This is a genomic window from Caenimonas soli, assembly GCF_013155545.1.
In the GTDB taxonomy this organism is placed as follows: Bacteria; Pseudomonadota; Gammaproteobacteria; order Burkholderiales; family Burkholderiaceae_C; genus Ramlibacter; species Ramlibacter soli.
Window position 1 is genome coordinate 345,656 of the sequence record NZ_JABJVV010000002.1, and the last position, 19,453, is coordinate 365,108.

A 19,453-nucleotide genomic window follows, 5' to 3' on the forward strand; every position below is an offset into this window, starting at 1 on the left:
TAGTCCGTCGCGTCGGTCTTTGAATGAAGTGGATTATGGGGAGGTCGGGGCACGGTGAGCCCTAGGGCTTACCCGTAAAGGAAGCTGCCGCGGAGGGGGTCAGCAGGTCTTTCAGGAGCACCGCTTCATCACCTAGCTGCGCCGCCTGGACCAGTCGGGGCTGGGCCAGCGCGCGCCGCGTCAGCATGAAGTCCGCGGGTCGGTTGACGGCATCGATTGCCAGCAACCTCTCGCCGCGGAGGTAGAAGGCGCAGAAGCTGCGCGAGGCGGGGTCGCCACGCAGGACGCAACGGTCATAGCCCTGCGACAGACCCGCCATCTGCAACTTCAGGTCGTACTGGTCCGACCAGAACCAAGGCACGGACCGGTTGGGCTTGGGCTTGCCGCCCAGCCACGACGCGGCTGCGCGCGCCTGCTCTAGCGCGTTAGGCACGGATTCGAGGCGGATCGTGCAGTCGTACAACGCGTGCAGTTGCCGCGTGCAGTCGCCCGCGGCGACGATGTCAGGGTCGGCACTGCGCGAGAGGTCGTCCACGGAAATACCGCCCTCCTCCGCGAGGCCGGCCGCGAGTGCCGCTTCCACATTCGGCACCATGCCGACGCCTGCCACGACCACCTCGGCCGGCAGGCGCGCCCCGCCCACGCAGCGCACGGCCACGATGCGACCAGCCTCGCACTCGATCCGCGAGACCGCGGCGCCGGTAACAATGTCCACGCCGTGCGAGCGGTGCACTTGCTCGTAGAAAGCGGACAGATCGGGCCCCGCCACGCGCGCCAGCACGCGCGGCTGGGCTTCGAGCACGGTGACCGCAGCGCCCAGTTTTGAGGCGGAGGCTGCGACTTCCAAGCCCACGTAGCCGCCGCCAATCACCACGAGGCGAGCGCCTGGCCGGATCGCGGCGCGCATTCCTTCTGCGTCGGCAAGCGTGCGCAGGTAGAACAGGTTCGGGGGTGGGTCGGCCGCGTCGATTCCTTCACAAGCGAGGAGCCGGGGGCGGCCGCCCGTGCACAGCGCGAGCTTGTCGTAGCGCAGGCGGGCACCGTCGGCCAGCGTCACTTCGTGAGCGGCCCGGTCGATGGCGGCCAGGCGCGCGCCGAGTTTCACCGTGATGCCCGCGCTCTCGTAGGCCGCGGCGGGGCGCAGAAGCAGGGCATTCGCATCGGATTCCCCACAGAGATAGGCCTTGGACAGTGGTGGCCGCTGGTAAGGCAGCGCACACTCGTCGCCCAGCAAGACGATGCGGTCGGCCCATCCGCTGTGACGCGCGGCGACGGCCAGTTCGCTGCCTGCGTGGCCAGCGCCGATGACGAGCAATCCGCAATCTTGTGTCTCCATGCTTTCCCTACTAGCGAGTGGTGCCGCGAATCGTTTATAGTCCGTCGCGTCGGTCTAACTATAAACCCATTGACCGACGATTGCAACTGGAGGTTCAATGACGCGGGTCCGGGCGGACGACTACGACGACAAGAAGCAGATCATCCTGGGCAAGGCGGCCGCGTTGATCGCCCGCAAGGGCTTCGACATGGCCACGATGATGGATGTGGCCAAGGCCTGCGGCACTTCGAAGTCGCACCTCTACCATTACTTTGCCAGCAAGGAAGAGTTGCTTTACGCAATCGTGCACGAGCACATCACGCGCCAGGCCACTGACCTTGCTCGAATCGTGGCCCAGCCGCTGCCAGCAGAAGAGCGGTTCACCCAGTTCGTCGACAGCTTCGTGCAGGGCGCCGCGCGCTCGCGTAACGAGCATCTCATGCTGATGAACGACCTGAAGTTCCTCCCCACGGGGCAGCGCGAGCACATCCGCAAGCTCGAGATCGAGATGACGGAACTGATGGAACAGCTCCTGCGCGAGATCAACCCCAAGCTCATGACAGAGGAGCGCGTGCAGAAGCCCTATGCCCTACTGCTCTTCGGCATGATGATCTGGACCTTCTCCTGGTACAGGCGTTCCGGTGAGATCACGCCGCGCGAACTCGCGCAGCGGATATCCGAGCTCTTCGTGCACGGCTTCAAGGGCGCCGCGGCGCCCTAAGCGTCAATTCACCGATAGCGTCTTGCCCTTCCAGAAGGGCTCGCGCAACACGTTCTTCATGATCTTTCCTGCGCCCGAAAGCGGCAACGCGTCGCGAAATTCAACCTTGCGAGGACATTTGTAGTTGGCGATCAGGGTGTGGCAGTGGGCGATGATCTCTTCGCTGGTCGCGTGCATGCCTGCCTTGAGGGTGACGACGGCCAACACCGCCTCGCCCCATCGCTCGTCGGGGATGCCGATCGCGGCGCACTCGCGTACCGCCGGATGAGCGTGCACCGCGTTCTCGACTTCGCGCGAATAGATGTTCTCGCCACCGCTGATGATCATGTCCTTCACGCGGTCGACGATGTAGATGAAGCCGTCGTCATCCATGTAGGCGCCGTCGCCGGTATGCATCCAGCCATTGCGCAGCGCAGCTGCGGTCGCCTCGGGCTTTTTCCAGTAGCCCAACATCACCTGCGCGCCTCGCACCGCGATTTCCCCGGTCTCGCCGCGCGGCAGCTCGTTGCCTTCGGGGTCGACGATCTTCACGTCGATGCCGTAGGCCGCGCGGCCGGCGGCCTGGCGCCTGGCCTTGCCGTGCGGGCCATCGAAGTGGTACTTCCAAGGCAGGCTCACGGTGAGCGCGGCGGACTCCGTCATGCCGTAGCCCTGGATGAACTCCCACGAAGGCAGCTTCTCGATCGCGGCCGCGAGCACCGCGTCGGGCATGGGGGACGCCCCGTACTCGCAGTAGCGCACGCTCGTGAGGTCGAAGCGGTCGAAGTCCGGATGGTTCAACATCATGTTGACCATCGTCGGCACGAACAGCACGTAGTTGATGCGGTGTTCCTGGATCGCTTCGAAGGCCAGCATCGCATCGAACTTCGGCAGGCACACGTGCGTGCCGCCCGCCATCGTCAGCGCGAAGGCCGGGGACGCACCGGCCAGGTGGAAGAGGCCGGCCGAGTGCATGTACACGGTGTCCTCGGAGAAGTGCAGCGTGGCGATCCAGTTGACGGAAGCCGCGCAGAAATTCTTGTGCGAGAGCATCACGCCTTTCGGGTGCCCCGTGGTCCCGCCGGTGTAGTAGATGCCGCAGAGGTCGTCCCCCTCGCCGCACTCGTCGGCCATGGGCGGCGTCGACGCGATCAGCGCCTCGCAGCCCTTCATGCCGATCGGCGTCGCCGCATCGCCCGCGTGGATCACATGCGCCATCGGGTGGCCGGCCAGCAGCTCGGGCACCTGGCCCGCGAAGGCATCGTCCACGACGAGCGCGGAGCAGCCCGCGTCTTTCAGCGTGTAGATGTTCTCGGGGATCGCCCAGCGCGTGTTGAGCGGCACCAGCACCACGTTCGCCCAGGCCGCGGCGAAGAAGAGCTCGACGTAGTTGTCACTGTTCATCGCCAGCACCGCGAGGCGGTCGCCCTTCGCGAGGCCGAGGCCGCGCAGGGCAGCGGCCAGGCGCGGCACGCGCTCGCCGACCTGCTTCCAGGTGCGCTTGCGGTGGTTGTAGATGGTGGCGGTGTGGCTGTGGCGGGTCTGCACGGCCCGCGTGAGCGCTTGCGTGAGTTGCATGTCAGTCTCCTGTCCCCGTGCCTTCAGAGGGCGGGAAATTTCTGCGGCGCGGGGTAGCGCGCGAAGCCGGCGGCGACACCGTACTCGCTGATGCCGCTGCCGGTCTTGCCGTCGCACGTCACCTTGACGACGTGGTCGGACAAGGTGCGCGCGAGGCGGCGCGTCTCGGGGTCATCGAGCGTCCACACGTCGTGGTCTATGTGCAACTGGCCCTTGTCGTCGCCGTGGTTCCAGCCCTTGAACCCGCCGTAAAGGCCGCCCTTCAGGTAGAAGCGGATGGGCAGGCCTTCCATGTGCAATGTGCGCGGCGGGCCTTCGGCGAAATCGACACGGAAATCGGCCGACGCCATCGTCTGCCCCAGCGGGTCGTCGATCCAGTGGATGTCGTGCTCGAAGCCCGTGATCTCGCGCTCGCGCACCGTGCCGTCGGCCGCGCGCGTGAACTCGGTGCCGGAAAGGTAATACGGCTTGCCGGCCTCGCGCTCCTTCACGAACATGGAGATCCCCATGTCCTCGAACTGGAACATCGACCAGGTCCAGAAGAAGTTGGTGTGCTCCTGCATGGGCGGCTTCGCGGCGTCGGTGCGCATCTCCGAGCGGATGCCCCAGGAGTGGTCGCGCTGGCCCCACCAGAGGTCGGGCCTCACGTCGTGGCGCTTGCCGTCCACGACGATCCAGCCGGAGTAGCGGCCGAACTGCGCGACACGCGCCAGGTCTTCTTCCACCACGCCCTTGCGCTCGCGAAAGCTCTGCTTCTCGCGCGCGGCGGGAAAGCTCGCGTCGAACACTAGGTCGAACGACAGGCCCGATACGTTCTCGCCGAGCACCAGGCGATGGCGATTGCCGCCCTCCACCACTTCGAAGCGCAACGGGCCCGCCGCCGTGCGCAACGGATCGCTGCCCAGCGTGCGGGATGCGCGGAAATTGATCTGCGTGCGGCCCACGGTCATGCCCGCGAACACGTCCATCACGCCGCGGTTGGGGTAGTAGCCCAGGCCCAGGTCCAGGAGGAGCGGCGTGCCGTCGATGGGGTGGGCCGTGTACCAATAGCGCTCGGTGAAGAGCGGGTTGCCATCGCCGGAGGCCGAAAAGGGCTGCGGCGTCTGGTGGCCGATGAGGTCGTCTTGAGGAGTGAGCATTCGGGGAAATCCTTCAGGTGCGCGCCGGCTCAGCGAGGCTCGGCGGCGGCGGTCATGGAAGCGAAGTCGGTCAGCGGGATCATCTTGCGCTCCACGCGTAGTTGCTCACGCATCGCCTCGCGCAGGATGGCGTCGAGCTCCCGGCGTGCGTTCGCATCGAGGGTGCGGGTGGGATTGAACAGCCAGTCGGTGAGCCGCATCACCTGCGCTTCGGCGACGCGCAACTGCTCATCGATGCCGGCGTTCGAGCCCTGCGCGAAAGCCGGCGTTACCTCACCCGCTTTCGCCGCGTGCGCGGCGAAAGCCGCGCAGCCGCGCAGCAACGCATCGAGCTGGCGTTGCTGCGCCTCGGGCGACCACACCACCATCCCTTCGAGCTTGCCCAGGATGTCCAGCACGCCCGCGAGCTGCGTGCGCGCATGGTCGGACGTGGTGGCGGGCAGCACGTCTTCGGCAAGTGCGCGGCGCGCGCCCTGGAACAGCGCGGTGAGAGAGAAGTTCATGAGGCCTCCGCGATGAGCCGGTTAATCTCCAGCAGCGTGGACGCGAGCTGGAAGCCCATCGACGCCATGCGGTAGTCGCCGGCACGGCCGAATTCCACGCGATGCATTGCACTCGCGAGCATCGCCGCGCTCTTGAAGAGGCCCAGCACTTCGTAGTAGCGCACCACCGGCATGTCGACGGCCACGCCGGATTGCCGCGCGTAGCGCTCGAGGAACTGCTCGCGATCGAACAGCCCGCCCAGGCGCGGCGTGCCGCCCGCGAACACGCGCAGGCCTGCCCACGCGATGTCCTCCAGCGGGTCGCCCAGGTGCACCAGTTCCCAGTCGAGCACGGCCGTGATCCGGCCATCGACCTGCAGGAAATTGCCGACGCGAAAGTCGCCGTGGACGATGGACGTGCGGCCCGATGCGGGCGCATGCCGCCGCAGCCAGTGCATCGTGTAGTGCAGCTGCGGCGAGTGCGAATGACGCCCTCTTTCGTCCAGCAGACCGCCATGCGCCGCCCAGTATTCCACCTGGTTCAGCGCGAGCGTGCGCGTGTCCACGTCCGCCCACAACTGCGCGAGCTCCGTCTGCCGCCAGTCCACGCGGTGGATGGCCGCGAGGGCATCGGCGAAGTCCACCGCCAGCGATTCGTTCTGCGATTCATCGCGCTTTTCAGCGTCGCCGCGCCAGGGCATGGGCGTGTCGCCCGCGACGCGGCCCGTGATGAGGAAAGGCGCGCCGATCACGGACGCGTCGTCGCTGTATCCATACACCTTCGGCACCGGCAGCCGCTCGATCCCCTGCAACGCGCTGAGCGCGATGAACTCGGGGCGCGCGCTGTACGGCGCGAGCAGTCCGCGCGGGTCGCCCACTCGCAGGATGAGCTCGCGCGTCTGACCGCCCGAGTCCGCCGTGAAGCCGATGGTGGTCCACGAGAAACCCGCGGGGAAGCGCTCCCAGCCGGTGATCTCCACCGGGGCGCCCCACGCCTGCGCTAGGAATGACGCGACGCGTGGGCCCATCCGCTGGGGGGAATAGTCGACGGCGGGTTGCGAGATTTCAGTCATGGGTCTTGCGCTCATGTCATCCACCGGTCGTCTTGAACAGCAGGTTTGGCAGCCACATCACCACGGCCGGCACGGCGGCGATGAGGAGGATGCGCAGCAGGTCCGACACGATGAACGGGATCACGCCCTTGACGATGGACATCATGGGGATCTCCGGCATCATCGAGCGGATCACGTACAGGTTGATGCCGATGGGCGGATGGATCAGGCCCACCTCGACCACCATCACGATCAGGATGCCGAACCACACCGGATCGTAGCCCAGCTGCTTGATCACCGGAAAGAAGATCGGCACCGTGAGCAGGATCATCGACAGGCTCTCGAGCACGCTGCCCAGCAGCAGGTAGATGACGATGATCACCAGGATGATGCCGAACGGCGGCAGCGAGTTGTGCTGCACCAGCTTGAGCAGGCCCTCGTGCACGCCGGTGAGGTTGATGAACTCACCGAAGAGCGACGCGCCCAGGATGATCGCGAACATCATGGTGGAGGTCTTGGCCGTGTCCACGAGGATGTCGTATATCTTTTGCCACGTCATGTCGTGCTTGGCGATGGCGAAGGCCATCGATGCTGCCGCGCCCACGCCGGCCGCCTCGATCGAGGTGAAGAAGCCGCCGTAGAGGCCGCCCATCACGATCGCGAAGATCAACACCACCGGCCACAGCGCCTTGGTCAACTCCCACACGTTCTGCTTTTCCAGCTTCTCGGCGACGGGCGCGAGCGAGGGGTTGCGCCACACCGACCACTTGACGGCCAGCATGTAGCCGATGGTGGCGATGAGGCCCGGGATCATGCCCGCCGCGTACAACATGCCGATGTGCGTCTGCGTCGCGACGCCGTAGATCACCATGATGATGCTGGGCGGGATCAGGATGCCCAGCGTGCCGCCCGCCGCCACGGCCGCGGCCGAGAGCGAATCCGCATAACCGTGCGAGCGCATCGGCGGGATGGTGACCTTGGCCATGGTGGCCGCGGTGGCGACGCTCGAGCCGCAAGGCGCGCCGAACGCGCCGCAGGCCAGCACGGTGGCCATGGCGAGGCCGCCGCGGCGCCGCCCGATCAGCGCCTGCGCGGCGCGGAACAGGTCCTGCGAGATGCCGGCGCCGGCGATCAGGTCGCCCATCAGCACGAAGAGCGGCAGCACGATCAGCGAATATGCCAGCGTGCTTTCGCGCGTGAGCGTCGCGACCATGCTGAGCGCGGGTGTCAGGCCGCTTTGCAAAGCGTAGCCGGTGAAACCCACCAGGCCGAGCGCGGTCGCGATCGGCACCTGGAACAGGATGAACGAGAACGCGACGATGAATCCAAGAATGGCGGCGAACATCAGATCATCTCCGGCAGCGGCTCGGGCGGCGGGGGCGCCGTGACCACGGCGCGCGCGGAGGCGGCCATGAACGCGAACGCGGTGACGGCAGCGAGCACCGCCATGCCGCCCAGCAGCACCGAGATCGGCACCCCGAGCAGCGCGGTCTTTTCGCCGTATTCGGCCGCGCGCAAGGTCTGGCGCACCAGGCACCAGGCGATGAGCGCGAACAGCGCGGCGCCCATGCCGGCGCCCAGCGCACGCTGGAAGCGCTGCAGCGCCACGGGCATCTTGATCAAGTCCACGGTGATGTGGCCGAAAGTCAGCGCCAGCACCGGATAGAGCACGAAGATCATAGCGGCGAGCACGATCTCCAGCACCTCGGTGCCCCAGGGCAGGGGCATGTTGAGCAGGTTGCGGCCCACGACGTCGACGAACACCGTCACCATGAGGATGACGAGGCAGGCCGCGCCCACGGCCTCCAGGGTCCGGAGCACAGGGCCGGGGCGTTGGCGTGGCATGGCGCTCCTACTTCGCGGTGCCGAGTTCGCCGCGCAGCTGGTCGATCAGCTTCTGCGGATCGGCGACGCCCTTCTTCTTCGCCTTCTCGATCCAGTCGCGCTCGATCGGCGCCAGCACCTTCTTCATCTCGGCCACCACCGGTGCGGGCAGCGTCTCGACCGATTTGCCGGCCTTGCGCATCGCATCGAATGCGGCCCTGTCGCCGTTGGCGTACGCGCGGCCGATGCCCTTGGCGAAGGCGTCGCCCGAGATCTTCGTGATCGCGTCGCGGTCGGCGGGGCTGATGGATTTCCACTTGTCCTCGTTGATGCCCAGCACCAGCACGGTGTTGTAGATCGCGCCCGGCACGATAGTGGCGTAAGGCACCAGGTCCGTGAGCTTGAAGGCGGGGATGGACTCCGGCGGCATGAAGGTGCCGTCGAGCACTCCGGAGGACAGCAGCTCATACGTCTCGCTCACCGGCTTGGAGACCGGCACCGCGCCCAGCAGCGTGAGTGCCTGCGTGGCGCTGGGCTGCGGGCTGCGCATCTTCAGGCCCTTGAAGTCCGCGATGGACTTGAGCGCGCGCTTGCTGTTGAACAGCTGGCCGGGCGACACGACATACACGCTCAGCGGGTGCACGCCCTTGAACTCGTTGAAGCTCGCGAGGTTCTTGCGGAAGAAGCGGTCGGCCACCGGCGCGAACTGCTCCGGGTTGTCGCTCATGAACGGCAGCTGCAGCACTTCCAGCACGTCGAAGCGGTTGGGCGTGTAGCCGGGGATGAAGATCACGAGGTCGGCCTGGCCGTCGCGCGCCACGTCGAACTGTGCGGGCACCGAGCCCACCACCTTGGGGGCGGTGTCGATCTTCACGCGGCCGTGCGTCACCTTCTCGACCTCGGCGATCCAGGGCTCGACGACTTCGACGCGCATGGCCTGGCCGGGCGGCAGCCAGTTGGAGTACTTCAACACCGTCTGCGCGGACGCGGGGGTGGCGGACAGCGTTGCGCCGAGGACAGCGAGCGCCGCGGCGATTTGTCGGAACTTGGGGAACATGAGCAGTCTCCTCGTGGGGGTGGGTGGTGCTCGCCGTGCCGTAAGGATAAATAGTCCGACGAGACGGTTTATGTTATTCGCATCCTGGAGCGACGGTACATCGGGTTTGCCCTAGGCGAAGTCCCTCGGCGGGGGGACATGCCGCGCACCTGGTACTGCCGCGCCGGCCCGCGCGAACTCGCAGCGCGTCGCGGATTTCATCCCGGCGGTCTCACCCAAGCTCCAAAATCCTCGAACCGAACACGGGGGGACTGCACCGCGTTGATCGGGGCGTCTGGGTCCTCGTAACCGATCGCGAGGCCGCAGAACAACAGCCACTCCGGCGGCGCGGACACGAAATCCCGCACTGTCCGGTGATAGAGCGCCCAGGCCTCTTGTGGGCAGCTATGGAGGCCGCGTTCCCGCAACAAGAGCATCACGGTCTGCAGGTACATGCCGAGGTCGGCCCATTGCGGAGGCCCCATCCGCCGGTCCACGAAGCAGAGCACGGCGGTCGGAGCACCGAAGAACTCGTAGTTGCGCGCGAACTGCCGGCGCCGACCGCGCTTGTCATCCCTGCCAACTCCGATGGATGCATACATCCGCTCGCCGATGTCGAAGCGATTCGTGCGATACGGCTCGCCGAGGTCCTGCGGATAGATCTCGTACTCCAAAGGCGTATCACCTTCCGGCGCCTGTTGGATGCGAGCTTGCATCACCGACTTGAACACAGCCATTGCCTCACCCGATAGGAGCCGCAGCCGCCAGGGCTGCAGGTTGCCGCCGGACGGCGATCGAGCGGCCAGGGTCAGGACCTCCTCGAGGATTTCCCGCGGCACGTCCGAGCCGAGAAAGGAACGGACGCTCTTGCGCGAACGAACGGCCGTGGTCACGGACACATAGTGCCCGCTGCGCATAGGGAGGGCTTCGGACGTCATGCGGCTCTCCTGACAATTCCCTTGTCGTGCAGCCTGCCGTATTGCGCGGCATCGATGCCCAGCAGTTCGCACAGAACCATTTCGGTATGCTCCCCCAAGCGAGGCGCAGGATTCACCGGAAGTCGCTCCACGCCCTGAAAATCGAGCGGAGAACCTGGCATGAGCAGCGATCCGACGCCGGGCTGGTCGACGGAGCCGAACATCGGATTGGCGACGGAGCACTCGGGATCCTCGCCCACCAGCTGCTCGATGGTCTGGTAGCGAGTCCAGCAAACACCATGCCGCTCGAATGCCGCTGCCACGTCCGGGTAGGTGCGAGCGCCGATCCAGGCGCCCACGAGCTGTGAGATCGCACGTCTCGCGCGGAAGCGGTCGCCTTCCTGCGCCAGGTCCAGGCCGAGGCGCGCGCTAAGCGCGTCGATCTCTGCGACTATGCCCGTGGCAGCTACGAGGGAACGCCATTGCTTGCCGGTCAGCCCCACCACCATCACGCGCTCGCCGCCTGCGCAACTGAAATCGCGGCCGAAGGCGCCGAAGAGTTCGTTGCCATGGCGCTGGCGCGGCTGGTCCAATTGCGCTTCGGCGATGAAGCCTAGGTGGCCCATCATCGCCAGTCCCACGTCCTGCAATGCGAGCTTGACGTGCTGGCCTTCGCCGGTGCGACTACGATGCCGCTCAGCGGCCAGCAGGCCCACAGCCACCATCTGGCCGGTGATCAGGTCCCAGGCGGGCAACACATGATTGACGGGCTCGTCGCTTCCCTCGGGGCCTGTTATGGCAGGCAGGCCCAGGCGCGGGTTGAGCGTGTAGTCCACGGCCGAGCCGCCGTGGCGGTCGCCCTGCAGCGTAAGCTGGATCAGATCGGCGCGTTTCGCGCGCAGCTTGTCGTAGTCAAGCCAGCCGCGTGGCGGAAAGTTTGTGACGAACAACCCCGCGCCGTCGCCCGGTGCGACGATCAATTCCATCGCGATTTCGCGGCCCTCGGGCGACGCGAGGTCCAGCGCGACCGAGCGCTTGGACTTGTTGAGGCCCGCCCAGAACAAGCTGGTGTCGTCCTTCGTCACCGGCCAGCGGCGGTAATCGAGCCCACCACCCAGCGTGTCGATGCGGATCACGTCGGCGCCCATCTGCGCCAGGGTCATGCCGCCCAGCGGCGCGGCGACGAACGCCGCCGCCTCCACCACTCGCATGCCCGCGAGAACGCCGCGCATCATGTCAGGCCGCCGCCGGCGCGAGGCCGAGCGAACGCTCCATGAGACTGCGCGCGACGACTTTCAGGGCGAGCGTTTCCTCCGCGCCCTCGAAGATGGAGAGCACCCGGGCATCGACGAAGTAGCGGCTCACCGCCGTCTCCTCCGCATAACCCATGCCGCCGTGCAGTTGCAGCGCCTCGCGAGTCACCAACTCGGCGGAGCGGCAGGCGAGCAGTTTGACCAGGCTTGCCTCCATGCGACCGTTACCGCCGTCCACCACTTTCGCGACGGCATAGGCCAGGCGGCGGCAGGTCTCCAGCCGCGCGCCCATGCGCGCCAGCTTGGCCTGTGTGAGCGCAAACTCGGCCAGGGGCGCGCCGAACACCTTGCGATCGGCCGTGTAGCGGATCGCGGCCCGCAGCGCCGCGCGCATGACCCCGCAGGCCCGCGCCGCCGTCTGCATGCGGCCCCCCACCATGCCGGCCATTGTGAAGTAGAACCCTTTGCCCAGGCCCGCCTCGCCGCCGATCACGTTGGCATCCGGCACGAAGAAATCATCAAACGACAGGTCGAACGAATGCATGCCGCGGTACCCGATGGTGGGAATCGCGCGGCCCGTGAGTTTGCCGCCGCCTGCCTGTTCGTAGGTGAACTCGTGGGTGTCGTACGACGGTTTTTCCACGAGCAGCAGGCTCAAGCCCTTGTGGCCCAGCGCGCGGTCGGGGTCGGTACGCGTTACGACCATCAGCACGCCGGCCTTGCCGGCAAAGGTACACCAGGTCTTGGCGCCATCGAGCTTCCAGCCGCCGGGTACGCGTGTGCCCTTCAGGCCAAGCGCCGCAACGTCGGAGCCATAGTCCGGTTCGGTGATCGCGATCGCGCACAGCGGCTCGCCCGCCGCCAACTTGGGCAGCCATCGGGTCTTCTGTTCAGAGGTGCCGCCCGTCATCAAGGCACGGCTCAGAATCTCGGGCCGCGTGATCAGGCTGCCCGCGGCGGCCAGCGACGCCTCGGAAAGAGCCTCGGTCACCACCACCATCAGCAGCGTGTCGTCGCGGTCGTCGGGCCCGCTGCCCCCATACTGTTCGGGAATGGCGAGGCCGAACACGCCCATCTCGCGCATGGGTTGCAGCAGCGATTCGGGCACCGTGAGGTCTTGCCGGTGAATGTGCTCGGCCTGGGGCGCGACGACCTCGGCGGCGAACCGTCGGAAAGCGTCCTGCGCCAGCGCGTGCGGCTCGTCGAGAACCAGCGCACCCACTTCGCCATCCGCCTGGGCGACGGCACAGCCCGCGGCCTGCAGCGAGCGCGCACTGCCCGCGCTCGCGCGCAGCTGCTGCCAGGCACCATCGATGCGCAGCGCGTGCAGGGACGCGATATCGACGCCCGCCTCCAGGTAGACCGTCTCCAGCTTGTCGAGCACCGAGCCCACCGCGTCGACCGCGAACACAAGCGCGAGCTGTGTCTGCAGCGCGCTCGACGCGGGCGTGAGCGCCTGGACGCCCGTCTCGGCGGCAAGCAGGTCGGCCCCCGCCCAGGCCAGTTCGAAGCTTGCCACCTGCTGCTTGTCGAGCTTGCGGTTATCCAGCTTGCCGTCCGTGCAGCAGGCGCGCGCGAGGCCCAGCAGGCCGGTATCGAAAAGCGCGCGCAAGCCCATGAGTACTTGCCGCGCCGCGACGGCCTGTTGCTGCATCATGTCGTCCATCTCTTCCTCTCAGGCGGCCAAGAGCGCCAGCGCCTTTTGCGCCGCTTCGCGGCCGGTGTACGCGCAGGCCTGGGTGCCGCCATCGCCGTAGTCCTTCACCGCGTCGCCCACGTGCCACAGGTTCGCCAGCGGCGTGTCCTGCGGCATGTCATAGCCCGCGCACGAGCGCTGCGCGGGCCAGTCGCCGCGCATCACGCGCACGGACAACATCTTGGCTTCCTTGAAGCCGGGAAACAGATCACGCAGATCGGCAAGCGACTCCTCGATCTCGACCGCCTCGTCAAAGCTGCCGATAGCCGGCTGCGGGACCGCGTAGGCCACGTACTGGTACCAGCCGGGCGGCGCGAGCTCGGGACACGTCGCGGTGAGCTCGCCCATGTTGCACAGCCGCCGGGTTTTGCCGAAAGTCACCAGACCCGGCACGTCGAGCAGGCGCTCGCGCGTGGTGAAGTTAATCACAATGTTCGCCGCCGGCTGCGGTTTGGCGTACGCCTGCTCGATGTAGTCGGTGCCGAACGACTCTGCCCCCGGCAGCGCCGCGGTGGCCGTGGGCCCGATGTTGCTGATCACCGTTCCGGCCTCTACACGCTTCGCCACACCCTCATATTGGATGTCGAGCGCGGTGACGCGGCCGTTTTCTGTGTGCAGCGCTGTCACGGGCGCATTCAGCCAGATCTCGCCGCCCGCTCGGCGGATGCCGTCGCCAAGGTCGTTCCACAGGCCCACCGTGCCACGTGGACAAAAGCCGAAGCGCTTGAACGCCCCCTTCTGCGCGAAGTACACGAGAAAGGCGCGCGCCGGCAGCTCGTCGGAATTGACGGCAAAGATCGCCGCGCACAGGTTGCGGAAGATCGCATGCACGGTCTCGTTCTTCGTGTACTGCTCCAGCCACTGCTTGGTGGTGAGCTTGGCCTCGGGCAGATCGCCGGCGCGCGCATCGGCAAACTTGGCCCCGATCTTCGCGGCCTGCTTCGTAAAGGTACCCAGCAGCATGCCCCAGCCACCCTTCGCAACGTTGATGACCTTGCCATCGATGTAGAACACCGTCGCAGGGTTGGGTTCGCGCAGGTCGAGCGGCACACCCAACAGGTCGAAGGTTTCCTCAAAAATGCCGCCACGTTCGATCGCAATAGCGCCAATGTTGACGATATGGCCGTCGATCTGCTCGCTGCTGGCGCGGCCGCCCAGCCGGCCGAGGCGCTCGGCCACCAGCACCTTCTTGCCCGCTGCGGCCAGGCGCGCGGCGGCGCTCAGCCCGCCGGCGCCGGCGCCAATCACCACCGCGTCGAAGCGCGCCGCAGCTTGAGTCTGTGTATTCACGAAAAATCTCCTTGCAATGAATCAGCCAAAGTGCGCGCTGGCTTTCATACCCACGGCACCGGACGGATCGACGGTCCACAGCGACGCACCGAAGTCTTCGGGCTGGCCGCGCAGGCAAATCAGATCTGTGTCGAAGGCGGGGCGCAGCGCGCGGAACTCGAATCGGGTCACGGCCGCGGCCGGGCGCACGCGAGCCAGCAAATCCAGCAACAGCGTAGCCAGCAGGGGGCCGTGCACCACCAGCGCGGGGTAGAACTCCTCGCGCATCGCGTAGTCGCGGTCGTAGTGGATGCGATGGCCGTTGTAGGTCAGCGCGGAGAAACGGAACAGCAACGCCGGGTCGGGATTCAATTCACCGGACCATTCGCCCGCCGTCACAGGCGGTTCCCCAGGCGGCAGCGGTGCTGGCGCGCTGGCTGCCTCGCGGTACACGAGGTTCTGCTCCTCCAGGAGGCACACCCGGCCGTCCTGATGCAATTCATGCCCAACAGTCACGAACACCAGCGGACCCATCTTGCCTTCCTTCAGGTCGACGCCGCGCACCGTCGACACCTTGTTGGCGGGCTGGCCAATCACCAGGGGCGCAAGCACTTGCAGCTTGCCTGCTGCCCACATGCGGCGCGGCAGGGGTACGGGCGGCAGGAAGCCACCGCGCTGGGGGTGGCCATCTGTGCCGGTTCCGGCGCGCGACGGCGTGTCGAGAAAGTAGAGCCAATGCCAGGGCAGTGGAAGTGCATCGCCGGAGGATGGCGCATGGGGGCGGTCAAGAAGGCCGGCCAGCGCCCGCGCCGGAAATGGGTCGATGAACTGATCGGCCGATTGGCGGTGGCCGATCCAGGTACGCAGGTGGTCGAGGTCAATCATCGAGCGGCCTCCGGTGTCGTGAGCGGCAAGCCCAGCGCCACGCGGCGCACGAGCCAGGGGCTCGGGCGGTAGCGCGGGTCCCCGGTCAGGCGCAACTGCGCCTGCAGGATGGCCAGGATGCGGTCGCTGCCCAGGTGATCTCCCCATGCCAGCGGCCCCCGCGGATAGCCCAGGCCGAGCCGCACGGCATCTTCCAGGTCAGGCACGCTGCCGATGCCGCGCTGGGCGATGTTCGCAGCAATGTTGACGATGGTGGCAATCACGCGCTGCGCGATGAAGCCCGCGCTGTCGCCAATGACGGTCACGGTCACGCCGTCCGAGGCCAGCAGCGCATGCGCGGCGTCTCGTGTCTGCGGCGCGGTGATGGCTGTGAGCATGAGCGTGCGGCGCAGGCCGAAAGGCGTGATCGGGTCCACCGCGACGCAACGGCTGGCATCGAGTCCCAACGACCGGGCTGCATGTGTCGCGTCGACACCCCAGGGCTGGACGATGGCCAGCTCCGCGTCCGAGGCGTTCGTCAAAAGCCGCGCACCGGCATTCCTGGCCAGCGTGTTCAGCTCCGCCTCCCCATCGGCGGCCGGGTCGATCCATACGGTCAGGCCGGCCCGCAGCGGCGGCAACTCGCGCGCTGGAGGCTTGGCCTGTTTGCCGGCCTCGTAGCGGTACCAGCCCTCGCCGGTCTTGCGGCCGAAGAGGCCCGCCGCTACCCGCGGCGCGACGAGCGACGAAGGACGGAACCGGGGTTCCTGCTGGAACTGCTCGTAGATCGACGCCATGACCTTGGAGGAAACATCCAGGCCGGTCAGGTCCAGCAGTTCGAAGGGGCCCATGCGAAAGCCGAGCGCCTCGCGCAGCACGTCATCCACGTCGGCCGGCGTCGCGATCTGCTCCTCCACGATGCGCAGGCCCTCGGTGTAGAGGCCGCGGCCCGCGTGGTTGATGAGGAACCCGGGCTGGTCGGCGGTGACGACCGCACGGTGACCTGCGCTTTCCGTGATCTCACGAAGCGTTTCGATGGTCGCCGGGGACGTGCGAACCGCGGCGATGACTTCCGCAACCTTCATCAAGGGCACCGGGTTGAAAAAGTGCAGGCCGGCCACGCGATCGGGCCGGGCGCAGCCCGCAGCGATGTCCGAGACGGTGAGCGATGATGTGTTGCTGGCCAGAATGGCCTCATTGCCCACAATCCCCTCCAGCGTGCGGAACAGCTCGCGCTTGGCACCCAGGTCCTCGATGATCGCCTCGATCACCACGTCGCAGTCCGCCATCTCAACCGGCGACGCGCAGGCCGTGATTCGGCTCCTGATCCGTTCCAACTCGTCGCGTTGGATGCGTCCCTTCTCGACCAGCTTGGCCAGCATGCCGTCCACGTGGTCCACGGCCTTGGCGGCCGCGCCCGGCTGCGTGTCGAGGCAACGCACCACATACCCGGCCTGTGCGAACAACTGCACGATGCCGCGCCCCATGGTGCCTGCGCCCACCACCCCGATGGTTTTGCTCTTTCCCATGCTCAGGCGCCCTTGAATTCAGGTTTGCGTTTGTCGAGAAAGGCTCGCATGCCTTCCGTTTTGTCGGCCGTGTCGAACAGCAGCAAGAATTCGCGATTCTCGAGCGCCAGCGCCGCCTCCAGTGGCAGGTCGGCGCCCTGGCGCAACACACGCCGCGTTGCCGCCACGGCCTTCGGCGGCATACGCGCGGCCTGCATCGCCAGCTCGAGCGCACGGGCAAGCACTTGGCCCTCGCCGGCCAACTCGGCCACCAGGCCAAGCTGAAAAGCTCGGTCGCCGCCGATCGGCTCGCCCGACAGCAGCATCAGGCTGGCTACCTGCTTGCCCACCGCGCGCACCAGTCTCTGGGTGCCCCCCGCGCCGGGCATGATGCCCACCGCGAGTTCCGGCTGGCCGAATCGCGCACTGGCATCGGCCACGACGAAATCGCACATCAGCGCCAGTTCGCAGCCTGCGCCCAGCGCGAAGCCGCTCACAGCCGCGATGACCGGCTTGCGGCAGTTCGCCACGGGGGCCCAGTAACCTCCCAGGTCCAGTTCGGCCACATCCTGTGCGCCCTTGTCGACCAGCAGGTTGAGATCGGCGCCGGCGGCGAAGATGCTTTCGCCGCCGGTGATGACGATGGCCCTCACTTCTGCGTCATCATCCAGATCAGTGACGGCCTGCGCAATGGCGGCCCGCATGGTCAGATCGAGCGCATTGCGCTTGGCGGACCGGTTGAGCGTGACGACGCCCACGGCCCCCTCACGTCGCACCAGCACCGGCGCTACTTGCGTCATGTCGTTCATTTGACTTTCACCCCCGGACGCGTGATGAAATCGGCCGTGCGCTTGTTTCGAAAAGCGTCATAGCCCTCCTGGAAATCGTCACCAAGAAGACAAATCGTCTGATCGGTCTCCTCGCGGGCCAATTCCTCGGCCAGCGTCGCCGAGGCATCGTTCAGTCGATTCTTCATGCGGGCGAAAGCTTCCTGCGGCAGCAGCGCGAGCTCCGCAGCGCGTCGGACGGCGGTCTCCATGACGCTCGTGTCGGGCACCAGCGTGTCGACGAGCCCGACCCGATGCGCTTCTTCGCCGCCAAGTGCTTCGCCGCAGGTGAACAAGCGCCGCGCCTGCCCGACACCCACTCGTCTCGGCAGCGTGAGCAACTGCGCCCAATCGGGTGCCAGACCGAGCTTGAGAAACGGAAACAGGACCTTCGTACCCGGGCCTGCAACAATGTGGTCACCCAGCAGCGACAGCCCCACCACCGCACCGGCTGCGATGCCCTCCATCGCACTCACCACCGGGATTGGTGCGCCAGCCACCAGCCGGCAGAGCACGTGAATGTGCTGCATTCGTTCCCGGGCCTGTTCGGCACTGAGCCCGACCATGCTCGGCACATCGCCTCCCGCGGAGAACACACCATCGACACCACCGAACACAAGCGCACGCGTCTCGCCATCGCCCAGCAGTGCGCGCAGGTGCTGCGTGATCTGCTCGCGCACGGCGTGATCGATGGCATTGCGCTTGTCCGGGCGGTTGATGCGCAGGCGCGCCACGTGCGGCGCGGGACGATCCAGCAGGACGACCGGCTCGGCCATCGCATCAGGCCCCTTGCAGGCCGACGATGGACACCGAGCAGACGTTCTGCGAAGGCTGCCCGCCGAGGTTGTGCGTGAGGCCGATGCTCGGGCTGGCAAGTTGGCGCGCGCCCGCGCGGCCCTGCAATTGCAGGTAGAGCTCGTACAACATGCGGATGCCGCTCGCGCCGATCGGGTGGCCGAAGCACTTGAGCCCGCCGTCGATCTGGCAAGGGATGCGGCCCTCGGCGTCGAAGTCGCCATCGAGCACGTCGCGCACGCCATGGCCCACTTCCGAAAGAAACAGGTCTTCCATCGTCACCAGCTCGGTGATCGAGAAGCAATCATGCACTTCGGTCATGCTCACCTGCTCGCGCGGATTCGTGATGCCGGCCTCGGCATACGCGCGCTTCGCCGCGATGCGCGTCGTGTGCACGTAGCTGCCGTCCCATTCGCTTGATTGAAGCTCCCAGCCGTTGGACACCGAGACCTGCAGCGCCTTGAACATGACGAGGTCGCGTTTGCCCAGGCTGCGCGCGATCTCGGGCGTTGTGACGATCACGGCCGCCGCACCGTCGGACACACCCGCGCAATCGAACAGACCCAGCGGCTCGGCGATGATCGGCGCCTTCAGCACCGTTTCCTCGCTCACCGCCTTCTGGAAGTGCGCCTTCGGGTTCTTCGCGCCGTTTGCGTGGCTCTTCACCGAGACATGGGCGATGGCACGCTTGAGCAGTGCTGCGTCCACGCCGTGCCGCACACGGTACGCAGAAGCGAGCTGCGCGAAGTTGGCCGGCGCTACCGCGTTGGGATACCACTGCGGGATGTAGGTTCCAACGGTTGAGACCGGTAGGCCGCCGTAGCCCGTGTCCTTGAGCTTCTCCACGCCTAGCGCCAGTGCGATATCGCATGCGCCCGCAGCCACCGCGTACACAGCCGCGCGAATCGCCTCGGAACCGCCTGCGCAGAAATTCTCGACGCGCGTGACACCGATGTTGGGCAGCCGCAGCGCAATGCTCATGGGCGTGCCGCCCCGACCCGTGCCCACGTCGTCCATGTGGGTGGAGTACCAGGCGGCGCCCAACTGCGCCGGCGCGATGCCCGCGTCGGCCATGGCCTCGTTGTAGGCCTCCAGCATGAGGTCTTCGGGGCTGGCGTCCCAGCGTTCGCCGAACTTGCTGCAGCCCATACCCAGAATCGCGACCTTGTCCTTGATGCCCGTTGCCATGACTGCTCCT

Annotated in this window: 18 protein-coding genes; 1 reads left to right on the forward strand and 17 read right to left on the reverse strand. The window is 66.8% G+C overall.

The annotated features are described in order from the left end of the window. Positions 1 to 61: 61 nt before the first annotated feature. The gene (locus HNE04_RS05025) at positions 62 to 1,336 is read right to left on the reverse strand and encodes an NAD(P)/FAD-dependent oxidoreductase (protein WP_172217312.1); all 1,275 of its coding nucleotides are present in this window, start codon (positions 1,334 to 1,336) and stop codon (positions 62 to 64) included. Between the two features lie 97 nt (positions 1,337 to 1,433). Between HNE04_RS05025 and HNE04_RS05030 the strand changes: the two genes are divergently transcribed. Continuing rightward, positions 1,434 to 2,036 (forward strand): TetR/AcrR family transcriptional regulator, encoded by a 603-nt coding sequence (locus HNE04_RS05030; protein ID WP_172217313.1) that lies wholly within the window; start codon positions 1,434 to 1,436, stop codon positions 2,034 to 2,036. A gap of 3 nt (positions 2,037 to 2,039) precedes the next feature. Here HNE04_RS05030 and HNE04_RS05035 read toward each other — a convergent pair whose 3' ends face one another. The 16 genes from HNE04_RS05035 to HNE04_RS05110 form a co-directional block, all read right to left on the reverse strand. Beyond that, positions 2,040 to 3,593 carry an acyl-CoA synthetase gene (locus HNE04_RS05035; protein WP_172217315.1) on the reverse strand — a complete coding sequence of 518 codons (1,554 nt, stop codon included), beginning with the start codon at positions 3,591 to 3,593 and terminating at the stop codon, positions 2,040 to 2,042. Positions 3,594 to 3,616: 23 nt separating this feature from the next. Beyond that, on the reverse strand, positions 3,617 to 4,732 hold the full coding sequence (locus tag HNE04_RS05040; RefSeq protein WP_172217317.1) for a hypothetical protein: 1,116 nt from the start codon (positions 4,730 to 4,732) through the stop codon (positions 3,617 to 3,619). 29 nt (positions 4,733 to 4,761) lie between these two features. Continuing rightward, entirely contained in the window at positions 4,762 to 5,235 is a 474-nt protein-coding gene (locus HNE04_RS05045; protein ID WP_172217319.1) for a hypothetical protein, read from the reverse strand. Further along, positions 5,232 to 6,287, reverse strand: a complete 1,056-nt coding sequence (locus tag HNE04_RS05050; RefSeq protein ID WP_172217321.1) for a phosphotransferase family protein — start codon at positions 6,285 to 6,287, stop codon at positions 5,232 to 5,234. Before HNE04_RS05050 ends, HNE04_RS05045 begins: the two co-directional genes overlap by 4 nt. Before the next feature lie 16 nt (positions 6,288 to 6,303). Then, complete coding sequence (locus HNE04_RS05055) at positions 6,304 to 7,611, reverse strand: TRAP transporter large permease (RefSeq protein ID WP_172217323.1); 1,308 nt, start codon at positions 7,609 to 7,611, stop codon at positions 6,304 to 6,306. Then, positions 7,611 to 8,111, reverse strand: coding sequence for a TRAP transporter small permease (locus tag HNE04_RS05060; RefSeq protein WP_172217325.1), 501 nt, complete (start codon positions 8,109 to 8,111; stop codon positions 7,611 to 7,613). The genes HNE04_RS05055 and HNE04_RS05060 overlap by 1 nt, the downstream gene beginning before the upstream one ends. Before the next feature lie 7 nt (positions 8,112 to 8,118). Further along, entirely contained in the window at positions 8,119 to 9,147 is a 1,029-nt protein-coding gene (locus HNE04_RS05065) for a TRAP transporter substrate-binding protein (RefSeq protein ID WP_172217327.1), read from the reverse strand. 197 nt (positions 9,148 to 9,344) lie between these two features. Further along, entirely contained in the window at positions 9,345 to 10,025 is a 681-nt protein-coding gene (locus HNE04_RS05070; RefSeq protein ID WP_172217414.1) for a nitroreductase, read from the reverse strand. 35 nt (positions 10,026 to 10,060) lie between these two features. After that, positions 10,061 to 11,278 (reverse strand): CoA transferase, encoded by a 1,218-nt coding sequence (locus tag HNE04_RS05075; protein WP_207717445.1) that lies wholly within the window; start codon positions 11,276 to 11,278, stop codon positions 10,061 to 10,063. 1 nt (position 11,279) lies between these two features. Beyond that, complete coding sequence (locus tag HNE04_RS05080) at positions 11,280 to 12,962, reverse strand: acyl-CoA dehydrogenase family protein (protein ID WP_235964782.1); 1,683 nt, start codon at positions 12,960 to 12,962, stop codon at positions 11,280 to 11,282. A gap of 9 nt (positions 12,963 to 12,971) precedes the next feature. Then, positions 12,972 to 14,243, reverse strand: coding sequence for a phytoene desaturase family protein (locus tag HNE04_RS05085; RefSeq protein WP_328700260.1), 1,272 nt, complete (start codon positions 14,241 to 14,243; stop codon positions 12,972 to 12,974). A gap of 60 nt (positions 14,244 to 14,303) precedes the next feature. Continuing rightward, positions 14,304 to 15,146, reverse strand: a complete 843-nt coding sequence (locus HNE04_RS05090) for an acyl-CoA dehydrogenase (protein WP_172217331.1) — start codon at positions 15,144 to 15,146, stop codon at positions 14,304 to 14,306. Beyond that, positions 15,143 to 16,654, reverse strand: coding sequence for a 3-hydroxyacyl-CoA dehydrogenase (locus HNE04_RS05095; protein WP_172217333.1), 1,512 nt, complete (start codon positions 16,652 to 16,654; stop codon positions 15,143 to 15,145). Before HNE04_RS05095 ends, HNE04_RS05090 begins: the two co-directional genes overlap by 4 nt. Positions 16,655 to 16,656: 2 nt before the next feature. Beyond that, positions 16,657 to 17,433 carry an enoyl-CoA hydratase-related protein gene (locus HNE04_RS05100; protein ID WP_235964783.1) on the reverse strand — a complete coding sequence of 259 codons (777 nt, stop codon included), beginning with the start codon at positions 17,431 to 17,433 and terminating at the stop codon, positions 16,657 to 16,659. Between the two features lie 5 nt (positions 17,434 to 17,438). Then, positions 17,439 to 18,236, reverse strand: coding sequence for an enoyl-CoA hydratase/isomerase family protein (locus HNE04_RS05105; protein WP_172217337.1), 798 nt, complete (start codon positions 18,234 to 18,236; stop codon positions 17,439 to 17,441). Positions 18,237 to 18,240: 4 nt separating this feature from the next. After that, positions 18,241 to 19,443, reverse strand: coding sequence for an acetyl-CoA acetyltransferase (locus tag HNE04_RS05110; RefSeq protein ID WP_172217339.1), 1,203 nt, complete (start codon positions 19,441 to 19,443; stop codon positions 18,241 to 18,243). Positions 19,444 to 19,453 lie beyond the last annotated feature (10 nt).